The following is a 15,826-nucleotide window of genomic DNA, read 5'->3' on the forward strand; positions in this document are numbered from 1 at the left end:
CGTTCTCGACCAGATGGCATCGCTGGCAAACAAGGGCAGCAAAGATAGCGCAATGAAGTAAACAGGCAGAATGATTCTGTCTGAACAATGGAAGAATCAAGGTTGTGAAACGGAAGATACCAAATCGCGGTTTACGCGTGGCTGATCAGATCCAGCGTGATCTGGCTGAGCTGATTCAGCGTGAGCTGCGAGATCCCAGAATTGGCCTGGTGACCTTGACGGAAGTCGAGTTGACACCAGATTACGCGCATGCCAAGGTTTATTTCACCACTTTGCTGGATAACGGGCCGGAAGCTAAAAAAGCCTTGCAGGAAAAAGCCGGCTATCTGCATAGTTTGCTATACAAGCGTTTGCACATTCATACGGTGCCGACGCTGCACTTTGTCCACGATGAGTCAGTCGCTCGTGGCGTTGCCATGTCACGGTTAATAGATGAAGCCAACTCCAGTCAGGGTAAAGAGTAATTGATTGGGTGTGACAGGTCATTGATGAGTGCAGGTATAAAGCCGAAAAAAAATGCAATTGTCCATGGTGTACTGTTGCTCGATAAACCCAAGGGGTTGTCTTCCAATGGCATCTTGGGCAAGGTCAAGTGGCTGTTTGGTACCAAAAAAGCTGGACATACCGGTACTTTGGATCCTATGGCAACTGGTTTATTGCCGATTTGTTTTGGTGAGGCAACCAAGTTCTCGACAGACTTATTGGAAGCTGACAAGGCCTATGATGCTGAGTTGAAGTTGGGTGTCACCACCACAACGGGTGATGCTGAGGGTGATGTGATTGAACAGCGTGCAGTTGTTGTGACTCAGAAAGCACTCGACGCAGCCTTGTCACAGTTGCGTGGCAAGATTATTCAAGTGCCGCCGATGTATTCGGCGCTGAAACGGGATGGTCGACCACTTTATGAATATGCACGGGCCGGGATTGAGTTGGAGCGAGAGGGACGTGAAGTCATTATTCACGACTTGCAATGTACCGGGTGGCATGGTGAGGTAGTCAAACTCTCGGTGACATGTAGCAAAGGTACTTATATTCGAGTACTGGCTGAAGATTTGGGTAAATTGCTGGGTTGTGGTGCGCATTTGACTGCGCTGCGTCGCACCCAAGTAGGGCGCTTGAGTGTGATTGAATCGGTGACTGCGCAATCGCTTGAAGAAATGGACATGGCGCAACGCTTGCAGTACTTACAGCCGGTTGATGCATTGTTGACAGCGCTGCCTGTGGTGAAATTGGATGTCGATCTGGCAAAGCGTTTTTTGAATGGCCAACGCTTGCCGCTGGGTGAGGAATTGGTGCAGCAACTCACACAAGGTCATGCCGCTCGCGTACGGGTTTATGACGACGTGCAGCGTTTACTAGGAACGGCACAGTTGGCCGTCTATGGTGTACTTTCTCCAGAACGACTTATCGCTGCTAGTAATTAAGTTGGAATGAAATGAAGTAAGTAAATGACAGCATGCGACAGCAGTGCGTCGGTAATGTTTGTTAGATGATCGATTTTGTAGCAATTATCAGTATTTGACTTTTTGATTGGAAAGTAATTATGACCAGGGCTTTACGTAATATTGCCATCATCGCCCACGTTGACCATGGCAAAACCACTTTGGTGGATCAGCTTCTCCGGCAATCTGGCACCTTTCGTGAAAACGAGAAGATGACAGAGCGTGTGATGGACTCCAACGATCTTGAAAAAGAACGTGGTATTACCATCCTGGCCAAAAACTGTGCGGTTGAATACGAAGGTACTCACATCAATATCGTTGACACTCCAGGACACGCCGACTTTGGTGGCGAAGTGGAACGTGTACTGTCGATGGTGGACAGTGTTTTGTTGCTGGTGGATGCCGTTGAAGGCCCAATGCCACAGACGCGTTTTGTGACTAAAAAAGCCTTGGCACTGGGTCTGAAGCCGATTGTTGTTGTGAACAAGATTGATCGTCCAGGTGCACGTCCTGATTATGTGATCAACGCCACTTTTGAGTTGTTTGACAAACTCGGCGCGACGGAAGAACAACTTGATTTCCCCGTGGTATTTGCTTCAGCGCTGAATGGTTTTGCCATGCTCGAAGCCGATAAACCTGGTACCGATATGCGTCCATTGTTTGACGCCATCCTCAAGCACGTACCGGTACGCCAGGATGATCCAGATGGTCCTTTGCAATTGCAAATCTCTTCACTCGATTATTCCAGCTATGTCGGTAAGATCGGTATTGGCCGGATCAGCCGTGGCCGTGTCAAAGCACTGCAAGAAGTGATTGTCATGAATGGCCCCGACTCCACGCCCATCAAGGCACGCGTTAACCAGGTACTCAAATTCAAGGGTCTGGAGCGCATGATTGTTGATGAAGCCATTGCGGGTGACATCGTACTGATCAACGGGATTGAAGAGCTCGGGATTGGTTCGACAGTTTGTCGCCCAGATACACCTGATGCGCTGCCATTGCTCAAAGTGGATGAGCCAACCCTGACCATGAATTTCTGCGTCAACACCTCACCATTGGCAGGTCGTGAAGGGAAATTCATTACCAGCCGTCAGTTGCGTGATCGTCTGGATCGTGAACTCAAGGCCAACGTGGCCTTGAAAGTGCAAAACACGACTGATGAAACCATTTTTGAAGTATCGGGCCGTGGTGAGTTGCACCTGACTGTGCTGATTGAAAACATGCGTCGTGAAGGTTACGAACTCGCCGTATCACGCCCGCGTGTGGTTTTCAAAGAAATCAATGGCGAGCGCTGTGAACCATTTGAGTTGTTGACTGTAGACGTGGAAGACGGTCATCAGGGTGGTGTGATGGAAGAGCTGGGTCGTCGTAAAGGTGATCTGCAAGATATGCAGGCTGATGGCAAAGGCCGTACCCGTCTGGAATATCGTATTCCTGCGCGTGGTCTGATTGGCTTTCAGTCCGAGTTCATGACATTGACTCGCGGCACCGGTTTGATGAGCCATATCTTTGATGAATACGCACCAGTCAAACAAGGTGACAGCGGTGAGCGTCGCAATGGTGTGCTGATTTCCCAGGATGATGGTGATGCCGTTGCTTATGCCTTGTGGAAACTGCAGGATCGCGGTCGCATGTTTGTGACACCGGGTGAGCCTTTGTATGAAGGCATGATCATCGGTATTCACAGTCGTGACAATGATCTGGTTGTTAACCCGATCAAGGGTAAACAGCTCACCAACGTGCGTGCTTCCGGTACCGATGAAGCGGTGCGCCTGGTGCCACCGATTCAGCTTACCCTGGAATATGCAGTGGAATTCATTGCTGATGATGAGCTGGTAGAAATCACGCCACAAAGCATTCGTCTGCGTAAACGTTACCTGAAAGAACACGAGCGCAAGAAAGCCAGTCGCGAAGCCGCATAACATACAGGGGTACTGTATTTTTAGAGCCCCTTAATATACGCACTAAAGCCGGAGTATTTTGATGATACTCCGGCTTTTTTATATGTCCTCGATCTTTTTGACGTCACCAAAGACCGCCAGTCGCATTGCTGAAATGGCTTGCGCGGATTCATTGGCTCGACCGGTTTGAGTGATTGGTTCGGCAATCAATACCTGGTTCTTGCCTTTTTGTTTGGCATCCAGCAGTGCGGCACGACTGCGCTCAATCAGATTCACAGCGCTATCACCCATCTGGCTGGCCGCAATGCCAGCCGAAATCGTAATGCCACTCACTCGTTCAATCGCATTGTCTTTACCGCTACGCCGAATATGGCTGTTCATCACCGCATTGCGTAGCTGCTCGCACAAGGCAAAAGCCTGAACCACGCTAATGCTTGGCATGATGACCGCAAAATTATCGGCCATCATGCGCGCCATGCTGGTGGTGCCCTTGCTTAATGCAACGCGCAAAGCCTGCGCAATAGTACGCAGGACCTTGTCACCGAAAAGATGCCCATATTGTTCGTTGAGCTGCGTAAAGCCATCAATATTGATCATCACCAGGGTCAACAAAGAGTGGGTGTGATCGTCAAATGACAGTAAGTCTTCTAACAATGTTTCCAGACCCGCCTCGTTGTACAAGCCGGTCAGATTGTCATGAAGCGAAATCTGGGTTGCCTGGGTCAGCTCGTTACGCAGGTTGTTGATTTCTTTTTGCTGCTCATGCAGCTGCTGCACCATCTGCGAGGTAAGGGCGCACAATTCGTCGCTATGTTGATACAGCCCCAAAAACAGCGCCTGCAGCTGATCCGGTTGCTGGTGGGTCTGTAATTTAAATTGCGTATCGCGTATCTGTTGTCCTATCAAGCCATAACGGGCTGTAGTCTGTTGAGCAAACTGTTCGCTGTGATGAAGCATCTGTTGTAGATCATGACTGCTCCTTTGAACAGTCAGCGCGGTTGCATCAACAATATATTTTTGATAAAGCGCCAAAGTCAGTGCTTCATCCAGTTTGCCATGTTCACTCAGTGCGGCCGCAACGGCGTTTTGCAAAGGCTGGTTAATGCCAGCGACAAAGTCGTACCAGAGTGTATAGGCGAGCGGGTGCAGGCCTGCCTGCTGTTGCGACATTTGCGCGACTGCCAGACGAAACAGCTCAAAAGTTTTTTCGCGGTGATGTTGGTATTTTTCGGTCATTTGACCATCCTCTAGGTTTGCTGGTTAAGTGCAAACCATTGTTAAATTTTCTGTATGGCAGAAATTTAAAGGATATAGATTAAATCTATCGAAAGATAAGAGGCAAAAAGCTGCGTCATAACAACTCATGCCATTTTAGGGTGTTCACAGAGTTAGTGAGTAGGCCGAATAGCGTGCCTCCGGGTTCGGCCAGTTTGGATTTGGCATAAGCCAACCACCGCTATCAAACCATTATTAATTAGGCTGCCGCAATCACAACCTGGTTGCGTCCGGCATTTTTGGCCTGATAAAGTGCTTTGTCGGCGCGTGTTATCAATTCAGCAAGATCCATTTTTTTGCCACAGTGTGCGACGCCAGCTGAAATGCTGATACCACCAATATTTTCATTCACTCCATTTTTTATGCGTCGAATCTTGCTGGATGCAACCACCAGCCGAATCTGATCCATCACCAGAAAAACCTGATCAATATGGCTTTGTGGAAAAATGGCGGCAAATTCTTCACCACCGTAGCGAGCCACGATACCCCCCACTTTTTCAGTGGCAACCTTGAGAATTTGTGCAATCGAGCGCAATACTTTGTCGCCAAATAGATGACCGTAGGTATCGTTAATTTTTTTAAAATGATCCAGATCCACCATGACCAGCGATAAACCATGCGGGAGTTCGTCAAAGTTTTGGGCAAACTGCGCCATATTCTGATCAAATCCCCGGCGATTCAAGAGCCCGGTCAAACCGTCTTGCAGGGCCTCATTGCGGGCGTGTTCGAGCTGCTCTTTGAGCGCATTGACCTCATCGCGACTTTGCGTCAGATTTTCTGACAGATCATGAATGGCATGTCTGATTGCATTGGTGTCATTCAATAAGCCGGCGGCGGTTTGACTCAATGCATCAGGTGTGGTGGCAGCCTTGATGGAGTCCATCCACTGAGTCAGGTGATTGCCATAGTTTTCTGTGGCATCTTCGGTCTTGCCGGTCGCATCAGAAATTTTCACCAGAATCCGCTGAAACTCATTGCTGGCCTTCATCGCCATGGCTTCTTCGGCAAGCACAATGTGTTGCTCATATAACTGCCTTGCAATCTCATCATTGAGTTTGCCTTCTTCGGCCATTATCTGATCCATGGCCTGTTTGAGTGATGGATTGGAGCCAGACAGATATTCATACCAAATGGCATAACTGATGGGGTGCAAGGGGGCATCCTGTTGCGACATGCGGGTAATCACCATGCGCAATAACTCGGCACTTTGCTCTTTGGTTTCCTGATATTTCATTGGGTGCGAACCAGACTCTTCGTTAGGGTATGAATGAAACAGCTGTATCTTTTTATCTAGGAATTGTCCTACAAACTGACGGTTTTAAGGGCTTACACCTAAGAAAAAAGGGGTATTTTTGCCTAACCATTCAATACAACATGCAGTTAAAACCAGTCTGAGCGACAATATCGGCATGAATTCCTTGTCTTTTTCACCTCACTCACCATCTGACCAGCCTTCCGATGGCATCTTGACAGCCGAGTCCCAGCTCAAGTCTATTCAATCCGCACAGCCCAAACTGTTGCCACCCCGTACCTTTTCAGTTGCGCCGATGATGGATTGGACGGATCGGCATTGTCGTTATTTCCATCGTTTAATGTCACGCCATAGCTGGCTTTATACTGAAATGGTGACCACCGGTGCCTTGCTTTATGGTGATGTACCCAGACATCTTGATTATGATCAGTCCGAACATCCCGTTGCCCTGCAATTAGGAGGGAGCGAGCCCGCTGATTTGGCAAAGGCGGCTCGCCTCGGCGAGCAGTGGGGCTACGATGAGATCAATCTGAACTGTGGCTGTCCATCCGAACGTGTGCAGCGGGGTGCTTTTGGTGCCTGCCTGATGGCCGAGCCACAGCTTGTGGCCGATTGTGTCAAGGCCATGTGCGATGTTGTATCGGTGCCGGTGACGGTCAAACATCGGATTGGGATTGATCGCATTGAAGATTATGCTTTTGTGCGCGATTTTGTCGGCACCATTGCCCAAGCTGGCTGCACGACATTTATCGTGCATGCTCGCAATGCCATTTTGAAAGGGCTCAGCCCCAAGGAAAATCGTGAAGTACCGCCGTTGCGTTATGACGTGGCCTATCAACTCAAACGCGACTTTCCAGCATTGGAAATCATCCTCAATGGGGGGGTGACCACGTTGGCCGATGTGACGCAGCATTTGCAGCATCTGGATGGCGTCATGCTGGGACGGGAGGCTTATCACAACCCGGCTTTATTGCTTGAAGTTGATCGGCTGCTGTATCCCGAGTTCACCCAGCAGGTCATGAGCTTGGCTGATATAGAGACAGCTATGGCTGACTATGCGCGTAGCTATTTGCAGGGTCATCCCGAGCGTTATGTGGGGGCGATTACACGTCATATGCTGGGTTTGCATCGAGGCGTGCAGGGTGCGCGTTTATGGCGTCAGATCATGTCTGATTCGCGTCAGCTCAAACAATATGGGCCGGATATTTTTGCCAGGGCGCGCGAAGTTTTACCAATCGATGAACCTGCCAGGAGCAAGCGGTTCATCCCGTCAGGAATTTGAAACAGTAACGTGGCACACTCGTTGAATCGCTGCTGGTGGGGCACTGAGTTTGGCCAGATTGCTTGCTGCAGCACTCCAAAATGGTGCTTGCTGCCCGATCTGCTTTGATGGTTTTTGATTGATCGCCCATGTCCCTACATCCCAAGATTGAAGATTTGCTGTACCTGATTGCCGGCACGCGCAAGGCTGGCAAACGCAAGCAGTTACACGAGCTAAGCGCTATTGAAGCTCGCCATGATTACGATCGTGGTGCAGTGGTACTTGATATCTTGCCACTGGTATTGCCGCATGTTGAAAATTGGAAGATTTCTACCCGTGATGGTCAATCCATTGCCGCTCGTCTCTATGCGCCTCAAGCACTCAGCTGGGCCACGCCCATGCCGGTGCTGCTGTTTTTTCATGGTGGTGGTTTTGTGGTGGGCAGCCTGGATTCGCATGATGCTTTATGCCGCTCCCTGGCAACGCGTACGCCATGCGCGGTGTTATCGGTTGATTATCGGCTCGCACCAGAATTTCAATTTCCGACGGCCATTCATGATGCGATGGATGCTTTGCAATGGCTGTTGGCTGAAGGCACGCAATATGGTCTGGACACCCGTCGGATTGCGGTTGGTGGTGATTCAGCAGGTGGCACGATTGCCGCAGTGCTGGCGCTGCAAGCACGTGATGCAGGTATCACACTGGCTTTGCAACTGCTGATTTATCCTGGCACGGGTTCACATCAGGATACCGATTCACACCGACGTTTTGCCGAAGGTTACTTGCTCAGTGCGACCACCGTGCAATGGTTTTTCCACAATTATTTGCGCACTGAAACCGATCGCACTGACTGGCGTTTTGCGCCCCTGTTGCATGACGATCTGAGCAAGCTGGCACCAGCCTGGGTGGCGGTGGCCGAGTATGACCCTTTGCATGACGAGGGAGTTGCCTATGCCAATCGGCTGACAGCGGCGGGGGTGCCGACCACTTTGCGTTTTTATCCCGGCATGGTGCACGAGTTTTTCAAACTGGGTGGGCTGGTACCAGAAATGGTGACGGCGCATGATGAGGCGGCGCAAGCGCTGGCCTGGGGTTTTGATTCATTGGCTGACAGCAATCCGCTTAGGCATAAGGTTGGGTAGGCCATAGCATGGTTAAGCAATGAACACGGACTTGAAGTCTTTCTCGCCATTGCGCTGCCAATTGGGAAGCTGGGCAGATTGGGCTGAAGCCGCCAGTCAAATTCGATTTGCCGTTTTTGTGGATGAGCAGGGTGTACCCGCCGATATGGAGCTGGATGAGGAAGATGATACTGCCATCCACGCCATCATTTTTAATGCCGATAATCTTCCCATTGCGACCGCCCGTTTAATTGCGCCAGGACGATTGCCGGTTGAGGTGGATATTCCTGAAGCGGCTGCACGAATTGGGCGGATGGCGGTATTGTCGGCTTATCGGGGGCAGGGTGTTGGCGCCTTCTTATTGCATGCGATGATTGATGCCGCCATTGTGCAGGGCTGGCCAATTCAGGCTTTGCACGCACAACAATATGCTGCCGGGTTTTATCAGAAAGCGGGCTTTGTGGGGGTGGGGCAGCCGTTTGATGAGGCCGGGATTGCGCATATTGGTATGGTGCGCCATACAGGAGGCTGAGAGCCATGATAAAGCGCAGTAAAACAGTGACAATCAAGAATGATAATCAACGCCCAGACCTCAATATTTTTTTAATTTGTGGGACGTAATGGCAAGTGCTGACGGTGCAGCCATCTTTCAATTGACGGGGTCATGAACGCCGCTATTTGCATGTTGTTTGACCATATATGGCATGGTATACGCAATATATGGCTTGTTCGGTGCGTATATATTGCCTCTGTAAAAATACCGGGTTAGAGTATATCTTTGCCGTGAGGCTTCTTGTTTGTGTGACTGTTTGTATGCGGTCTGTATGATTACTTGCGTGACTGGTGTCGCCGCGCCATGACGTGGTGACTGATAAGTTGCCTGTAGTCTTCTGGAACAATGTTCTTTTGTTTGTCCAACAAGGACATTCGTAACAGGCCGCCAATAAACATCACACTTTCAATGGCCAGAAAACGAGGAATCAAGCCTTCTGCCAGCAGACCTTGTTTTTGCGCGCGCTCATAATCATCGGTGCAACGGGCAATTTTTTCATTCAGACATTCACTGTGAGCAATCAGCTGCGATTCCAGTTCACCCACATATTCACATTTATAAGTCATGATGGAGCACATCTCGCGAATGGAGATATCCTGTTCCACCAAGCGCATCACTTCCTGTAAACGCGCTTGTACCTGATCCAGCGCGTCGCAAGTAGCGCTGTCTTCGGCAGGCTGCTCCATCGTGTCATGCAGCGGCAAATTGACGCTGTCACGCAGTGCTTCAAATAGCTCATTTTTATTGGCAAAGTGCCAATAGACTGCGCCACGGGTGACGCCCGCAGCTTTGGCGACTTGATCCAGCGTGGTATTGGCCACACCGTTAGTCATAAATTCAGTTCGTGCTGCCTGCAAAATCGTCTGACGAGTTTGCTCAGCGTCCTCTTTTGTCCTACGCATGATTGGGTCCGATTGTCGTATGCTGCTCTGTGATCCCCTGTAACGCATTATAGTCCTAACAGGAATACACATACATGCAAAAATGTATGTATACTTGATGCAAATTAACTGAATGAGATTTTTTACTTTTCAGTGATGCCTTTTTTAAGTCTATTCATTTCTATATTTATTTTGGATGGCCCGCCCATGAAATCCCAAGCCTCTCGTCATAACTCAAACTTCCCGCTGGTTTCCAGTCATGTACGTCAGGGCTCAGCGGTACTGGCTTTTGCCATGCTGGCTTTGCTGAGTGCCTGTAGCAATCAAGAAGCCAATAATGCACAAGCTGCCCAGGGTGCACCACAGGCGGTGCCGGTACATGTGGCAAGCATCAATGCGCAAACCATGCCGGTCACCATTGATACTGTTGGCCAGACGCTGGGCTCCAAAGAAGTGGAAGTGCGCGCCCGAGTGGGCGGCATTTTGCTCAAACGCCTCTATAGCGAAGGTGATAGCGTCAAGGCGGGTGCTCCGCTGTTTCAGATTGACCCAGTGCCATATCAAAATGCGCTGGCCCAGGCCAAGGCGCAGCTGGCACAGTTGAAAGCCAAGTCCGATCAGACCGCACGTGAAGAAGCCCGCTTGAAACCGCTCGCCGATGAGCGTGCCATCAGCCAGAAAGAATACGATGATGCTTTGTCATCATTGCAATCAGCCCGTGCTGCACAGCAGGGTGCCGAGGCGCAGGTACGTGACGCCGAACTCAATCTTTCCTATACCAAAGTGGTGGCGCCGGTGTCGGGTGTGACCGGTCAGATCAATCGTTCTGAAGGCAGTCTGATCACCACCACCGATAGCCTCTTGACCACTCTCAAACAAGTCAATCCGATCTGGGTTAATTTCAGTCTGTCCGACTCCGATGTTGCCAGCCTGCCCGGTGGCCGTTTTCAGGCGGAAGGCGTGGCAGTCTCGCTGGTTCAGCAAAATGGTGAAGCCTATCCCATCAAAGGACGCGTCAACTTTACTGCCAGCAATCTCGATACCCGTTTGGGTACGCAACAACTGCGTGCCGAGTTTGATAATCCGACTCAAAAGTTGTTGCCAGGCCAGTTTGTCAAGGTGCGCCTGACCATTATCCGTAAAGATCCGGTTTTCAGCGTGCCGCAGGCTGCGGTGGTACAGACTGAAAAAGGCTTTTTTGTGTTTGTGGTGGATAAAGATGGCAAAGCCGCGATTCGCCCCATCAAACCTGGTAGCTGGTCAGGTTCGGACTGGGTGGTTCTGGAGGGGCTGGCCAGTGGTGATCAAGTGATTACGGACAATCTGATCAAGATTCGTCCGGGCGTGCCAGTCCAACCACAAAGCAATGAACCTGACAAAGCCAAGGATGCTGCTGTACCTGCCAAGGCTGAAAAAGTCTCCCAACGCGCCACACGTGTGATGGGCTAAGGGGAATCCATGTCTAAATTTTTCATTACCCGCCCCATTTTTTCGGCGGTCATCTCGATCATCATCACGCTGATTGGTCTGGTCGCATTAAAAGTTTTACCGGTAGCACAATATCCAGAAATTGCCCCACCAACCGTATTGATTACCGCCACTTATCCTGGTGCCAGCCCGGAAACTTTGGCCAAGACGGTGGCCGCACCGATCGAAGAGCAGTTGAGTGGTGTTGAAAATCTAATCTATTTCAGCTCAACTTCGGCTTCCAACGGCGTGGTGACCATCACTGTTACCTTCAATGTGGGTACTAATATTGATCTGGCCACGGTGAATGTAAATAACCGTGTACAGATTGCCACCCCGCGCCTGCCCGATGAAGTGCGTCGTAATGGTGTTACGGTACAAAAGGCTTCCAACGATATTTTGATGGCGATTGCCTTGCAATCCGATGATCCACGTTATGACGATCTGTTTCTGAGCAATTACGCCACGACCAATATTCTGGATGAAATGAAGCGCTTGCCCGGCGTCGGTGATGCAGCAATTTTTGGTCCGCGCGACTATGGCATGCGCATCTGGCTCAAGCCGGACCGGATGGCGCAGTTGGCAGTGACAACACCTGAAATTGTGGCCGCCATCAATGCGCAAAATGCCCAGTTTGCGGCTGGCAAGGTTGGTCAGGAACCAGCGCCAAGTGGTCAGGCCCTGGTATATACCGTCACCACCGCAGGCCGTTTGGTGGAGCCAGCCCAGTTTGGCGAAATCATTGTGCGTGCCGATGCGGGCAAAGGCATTTTGCGCCTGAAGGATGTGGCACGAATCGAGTTGGGGGCACAAGCCTATGATGCTGGCGTAACGCTCAATGGCAAACCAGCCATTGCTTTCAGGGTGGTGTTGCAATCGGGTGCCAATGCCCTGGATGTCGCCAAAAATGTGAAAGACCGCATGGCTGAACTGTCGCAAGCCTTTCCTGAAGGTGTGCGTTATGTGATTCCGTTTGATACCACGCTGTTCGTCAAGCAGTCCATCTCTGAAGTGATTCATACCCTGTTTGAAGCGGCCATTCTGGTGGTGCTGGTGGTGTTTATTTTCCTGCAAAGCTGGCGCGCCACGTTGATTCCAATGATCGCCGTGCCGGTATCACTGATTGGTACTTTTGGTGGCTTGTTTGTCATGGGTTTTTCGATCAACACGTTGACGCTCTTTGCGATGGTGCTCTCCATCGGGATTGTGGTCGATGATGCCATCGTGGTGCTGGAAAACGTTGAGCGGCTCATGAGCGAAGAAAAGATGTCGCCCAAGGATGCCGCCATTGAAGCCATGCGTGAAGTGTCCGGTGCGATTGTCGCCATTGTGCTGGTATTGTGTGCGGTGTTTGTGCCCGTGGCGTTTCTGGGTGGTCTGGCTGGTACACTGTACAAGCAGTTCGCCGTCACCGTGGCCATTTCTGTGGTGATTTCAGGCATTGTCGCCTTGACCTTGACGCCGGCACTGTGTGCCTTGCTGCTCAAGCCCATGCCCGAACATTCCAGCTCGCGTTTCTTTGAGGCCTTTAACCATTTCTTCGAGCGGGTTACCCGTGTTTATCTGGGTGGCGTGTCGATGGTAATGAAGCGTGCCGTGATTTCTGTGCTGATCTTTTTGATTCTGGTGGGCAGTGCGGTGTTCATGCTCAAGAAAATTCCAGGCAGTCTGGTGCCAGCCGAAGATCAGGGTTACGTGATTGCAGCCTTGTTTTTACCGGATGCTGCCACCTTGCAACGTACCGCAGCCATGGGTGCCAAGGTGCAGCAACTGGTGCAGGATCATCCCGCGATTGGCAATGTGTTTGTGGTGACGGGCTTTGACTTGATTGGTGGCGGCAACAAGAGTAACGCAGCCACTGTTTTCATGCCATTGAAACCGTTTGATGAGCGTACCTTGTACGCGGATGACGTGATCAAATATGTGTTCATGAAAACGGCCGGTCTTTCCGATGGTATGACACTGGCCTTCAACCCGCCACCGATCCGTGGTCTGGGTACTTCGGGGGGCTTTGAGGTGTATGTACAAAACCGTGCCGATGGTGACTCAAAACGTTTGAATGAGGTAGTGCAAGCCTTTATGGCCGAGCTCAAGAAACAGCCTGAGCTGGCCGGTGTGAATACTTTTTTCCGACCCACTGTGCCGCAGTTATTCGTTGATGTCGACAAGGTCAAGGCCCTGTCATTGGGGGTAGCCATTCCTGATATTTACACCACACTGCAAAGCACGATGGGTTCGCTCTATGTGAACGATTTCAACAAATCGGGTCGTACTTATCGGGTGCAATTGCAGGCCGATCAGCAATATCGTTTAAGACCGGAAGACTTGGGACAGATGTACGTCAAGGCATCTTCAGGCCAGATGATTCCGCTGAAAAGTCTGATCACTGTCCAGCCGATTGTGGGACCAGAACAGTTTGATCGCTATAACAGCTTTACCGCGGCCAAGCTGGTCGGTAATGGCGCGCCAGGCATCAGCTCGGGTCAGACCATTCAGGTTGTGGAACGGGTTGCCAAGGCCAGCCTGCCACCGGGCTTCACGATCGAGTGGACTGGTCAGGCCTATCAGGAAAAACGCGTAGGCAGTGCCTCCATTGTGGCTTTTAGCGTGGCCCTGATTCTGGTGTTCCTGATTCTCGCGGCGCAGTTTGAACGCTGGTCCTTGCCGGTCGCGGTCTTGCTGGCAGTGCCATTTGCACTGTTTGGCGCACTCACGGCCATCTTGCTGCGTGGTATGAGCAATGACATTTACTTTCAGATTGGTTTGGTCACCCTGATTGGTCTGGCCGCTAAAAACGCGATTCTGATTGTGGAATTTGCCCAGCAAAAACATGCCGAAGGCAAATCGGTATTCGATTCTGCCAAAGAGGCTGCGCGACTGCGTTTCCGCCCCATTGTGATGACGTCACTGGCCTTTGTATTGGGGGTCGTGCCGTTGGCGATTGCGACGGGTGCAGGTGCTTCGGCGCGCCGTTCAATGGGCACCGGCGTGGTGGGTGGCATGTTGGTGGCTACCTTCGTCGCCACTATTTTTGTGCCGCTGTTTTATAAATTGCTGACGCGTGAGCATGCGGTTAAAAAAGAGGACAGTGCCACACTGCCAGCGCAGGAGGGCTCGGTATGAAATCGCTCATGAAACAAAATAAATTGAATCGCCATGCCATTGCACTGACAGTCACCGCTGTCGTGTTGAGTCTGAGTGCTTGTGCTGTTGGCCCTGATTATGCCCGTCCCAATCTGAGCTTGCCGGATACTTATGGTGTGGCAGAGCAGGGGGTGACAAGTGATCCTAATATCGCTGATACCAATCCAACATCCCAGTCTGTGCCGGACAACTGGTGGACGCTTTATCAGGATGTCATGTTGAACAGCCTGATTGATACGGCCCAAGTCCATAATCAGGATGTAGCACAAGCTGTGGCGCGGATTGAAGAGGCTGATGCTGCGCTGCGTGAAGTGGGCGCCGCATTTTTGCCGCAAATTGATTTAGGTGCCAGCGGTAATCGTTCGCGTATCAGTACGGTGAGCAATACGCCAGTCTTGGCTGGCTCCAGCCCGGTGCGCAATACCTTTCAATTGGGGCTCTCCACCACGTTTGAACTGGATTTCTGGGGCAAGATTCGCCGTACTCAAGAAGATTATCGGGCCAGGGCATTGGGGACGCGTTATGCACGTGATGTGACCTTGCTGACTTTGTCGGGTCTGGTGGCGCAGAGCTATTTCAATGTGCGTTCGCTGGATTCGCAGTTGCAGATCAGTCAGCAAAGTCTGACTGTGCGTGATGAGTCTTTGCAGTTGGCACAAACCCGTTCACGGGCAGGTTTGGCGTCGGATCTGGATTTGCGACAAGCCGAAAGTGCGCGTGCCGATACCGCTGCCACCATAAAAGATTTGCAGCGGCAAAGACAATTGGCTGAACATCAATTGGCCTTGCTCACAGGTCAACCAGGCTTGCGTGTGGCACCTCTTCATGTTGCCGATTTACCCGTGCCGCCGATTGTCCCAACCGGTCTGCCTTCGGCATTGATCAGCCAGCGTCCCGATGTGGCGCAGGCCGAACAGGCGCTGGCCTCGGCCAATGCCCAGATTGGCGTGTCCAAAGCAGCACAGTTGCCGACGTTTTCATTGACAGGCAACTATGGTGGTCAAAGCCGCGATCTGTCCGATTTGCTGACTGCACCGGGGCGGATCTGGTCATTTGGTTTGGGCGCGACTTTGCCGATTCTGGATGCTGGTCGCTACTCGGCCCGCACCCAGCAAGCCGAAGCGCGACAAAAGCAAGCCTTGGTGGCTTATCAAAAATCGCTTGAGTCAGCCTTCAAGGAAGTCGCCGATGCCCTGAGCAATCGCAACCAGTATCAACTGGCCGATACCGACTTGCAATTGCGCACCACTTCGGCCAAGGAAGTCTTGCGTCTGGCGCAGTTGCGCTACAAGGCGGGTTACTCGGCTTATCTGGAAGTCCTGGATGCACAACGTACCGCCAATGATGCCGAGCTTGCTCTGGTGCGTAATCGGACGGCCACGTTGCAATCAAGCGTCGATTTGATGCGGGCACTCGGTGGTGGCTGGCAACAAGCCAGTAGTCAGCATTAACGGACCAAGTACTTGGTCACAAGGACATGACGCAGCCGCTCGTCACTTGACGCAAGTTGCAGCTACCTCAAGCAACTT

General features: G+C 51.2%; 12 protein-coding genes. 9 read left to right on the forward strand and 3 right to left on the reverse strand.

Features of this window, described 5'->3' with window-relative positions; all coding sequences use genetic code 11:
* The first annotated feature begins 104 nt into the window (after window positions 1-104).
* The 3 genes from rbfA to typA all read left to right on the forward strand — a co-directional run bounded on the left by rbfA (window position 105) and on the right by typA (window position 3,364).
* Window positions 105-464, forward strand: a complete 360-nt coding sequence (gene rbfA / locus ACMYR3_RS07135; RefSeq protein ID WP_424195893.1) for a 30S ribosome-binding factor RbfA — start codon at window positions 105-107, stop codon at window positions 462-464.
* A gap of 24 nt (window positions 465-488) precedes the next feature.
* Window positions 489-1,424 (forward strand): tRNA pseudouridine(55) synthase TruB, encoded by a 936-nt coding sequence (truB, locus tag ACMYR3_RS07140; RefSeq protein ID WP_424195895.1) that lies wholly within the window; start codon window positions 489-491, stop codon window positions 1,422-1,424.
* A gap of 119 nt (window positions 1,425-1,543) precedes the next feature.
* A complete protein-coding gene (gene typA, locus ACMYR3_RS07145; protein WP_424195897.1) occupies window positions 1,544-3,364 on the forward strand; it encodes a translational GTPase TypA in 1,821 nt (606 codons plus the stop codon).
* Window positions 3,365-3,442: 78 nt separating this feature from the next.
* Here typA and ACMYR3_RS07150 read toward each other — a convergent pair whose 3' ends face one another.
* Both ACMYR3_RS07150 and ACMYR3_RS07155 read right to left on the reverse strand, forming a co-directional pair.
* The gene (locus tag ACMYR3_RS07150) at window positions 3,443-4,579 is read right to left on the reverse strand and encodes a GGDEF domain-containing protein (RefSeq protein WP_424195899.1); all 1,137 of its coding nucleotides are present in this window, start codon (window positions 4,577-4,579) and stop codon (window positions 3,443-3,445) included.
* Between the two features lie 238 nt (window positions 4,580-4,817).
* On the reverse strand, window positions 4,818-5,852 hold the full coding sequence (locus ACMYR3_RS07155) for a GGDEF domain-containing protein (protein WP_424195901.1): 1,035 nt from the start codon (window positions 5,850-5,852) through the stop codon (window positions 4,818-4,820).
* Window positions 5,853-6,165: 313 nt separating this feature from the next.
* Here ACMYR3_RS07155 and dusA point away from each other — a divergent pair, with 313 nt between their 5' ends.
* The 3 genes from dusA (at window position 6,166) to ACMYR3_RS07170 (ending at window position 8,784) form a co-directional block, all read left to right on the forward strand.
* The gene (gene dusA / locus ACMYR3_RS07160) at window positions 6,166-7,152 is read left to right on the forward strand and encodes a tRNA dihydrouridine(20/20a) synthase DusA (protein ID WP_424196402.1); all 987 of its coding nucleotides are present in this window, start codon (window positions 6,166-6,168) and stop codon (window positions 7,150-7,152) included.
* A 128-nt stretch (window positions 7,153-7,280) separates the two neighbouring features.
* Window positions 7,281-8,273, forward strand: coding sequence for an alpha/beta hydrolase (locus ACMYR3_RS07165; RefSeq protein ID WP_424195903.1), 993 nt, complete (start codon window positions 7,281-7,283; stop codon window positions 8,271-8,273).
* Window positions 8,274-8,292: 19 nt separating this feature from the next.
* Window positions 8,293-8,784 carry a GNAT family N-acetyltransferase gene (locus ACMYR3_RS07170; RefSeq protein ID WP_424195905.1) on the forward strand — a complete coding sequence of 164 codons (492 nt, stop codon included), beginning with the start codon at window positions 8,293-8,295 and terminating at the stop codon, window positions 8,782-8,784.
* A 296-nt stretch (window positions 8,785-9,080) separates the two neighbouring features.
* Here the strand turns inward: ACMYR3_RS07170 and ACMYR3_RS07175 are convergent, their stop codons facing one another.
* On the reverse strand, window positions 9,081-9,707 hold the full coding sequence (locus ACMYR3_RS07175) for a TetR family transcriptional regulator (RefSeq protein ID WP_424195907.1): 627 nt from the start codon (window positions 9,705-9,707) through the stop codon (window positions 9,081-9,083).
* Between the two features lie 186 nt (window positions 9,708-9,893).
* Here ACMYR3_RS07175 and ACMYR3_RS07180 point away from each other — a divergent pair, with 186 nt between their 5' ends.
* Genes ACMYR3_RS07180 through ACMYR3_RS07190 form a run of 3 tightly spaced genes read left to right on the forward strand, consistent with a single transcriptional unit; the run spans window position 9,894 to window position 15,748 of the window.
* A complete protein-coding gene (locus ACMYR3_RS07180) occupies window positions 9,894-11,135 on the forward strand; it encodes an efflux RND transporter periplasmic adaptor subunit (RefSeq protein ID WP_424195909.1) in 1,242 nt (413 codons plus the stop codon).
* Window positions 11,136-11,144: 9 nt separating this feature from the next.
* Complete coding sequence (locus ACMYR3_RS07185) at window positions 11,145-14,276, forward strand: efflux RND transporter permease subunit (RefSeq protein ID WP_424195911.1); 3,132 nt, start codon at window positions 11,145-11,147, stop codon at window positions 14,274-14,276.
* A gap of 8 nt (window positions 14,277-14,284) precedes the next feature.
* Window positions 14,285-15,748, forward strand: a complete 1,464-nt coding sequence (locus ACMYR3_RS07190) for an efflux transporter outer membrane subunit (RefSeq protein ID WP_424195912.1) — start codon at window positions 14,285-14,287, stop codon at window positions 15,746-15,748.
* Window positions 15,749-15,826: the final 78 nt, after the last annotated feature.

This window comes from Ampullimonas aquatilis, from assembly GCF_049675895.1.
Classification (GTDB): Bacteria; Pseudomonadota; Gammaproteobacteria; order Burkholderiales; family Burkholderiaceae_D; genus Ampullimonas; species Ampullimonas aquatilis.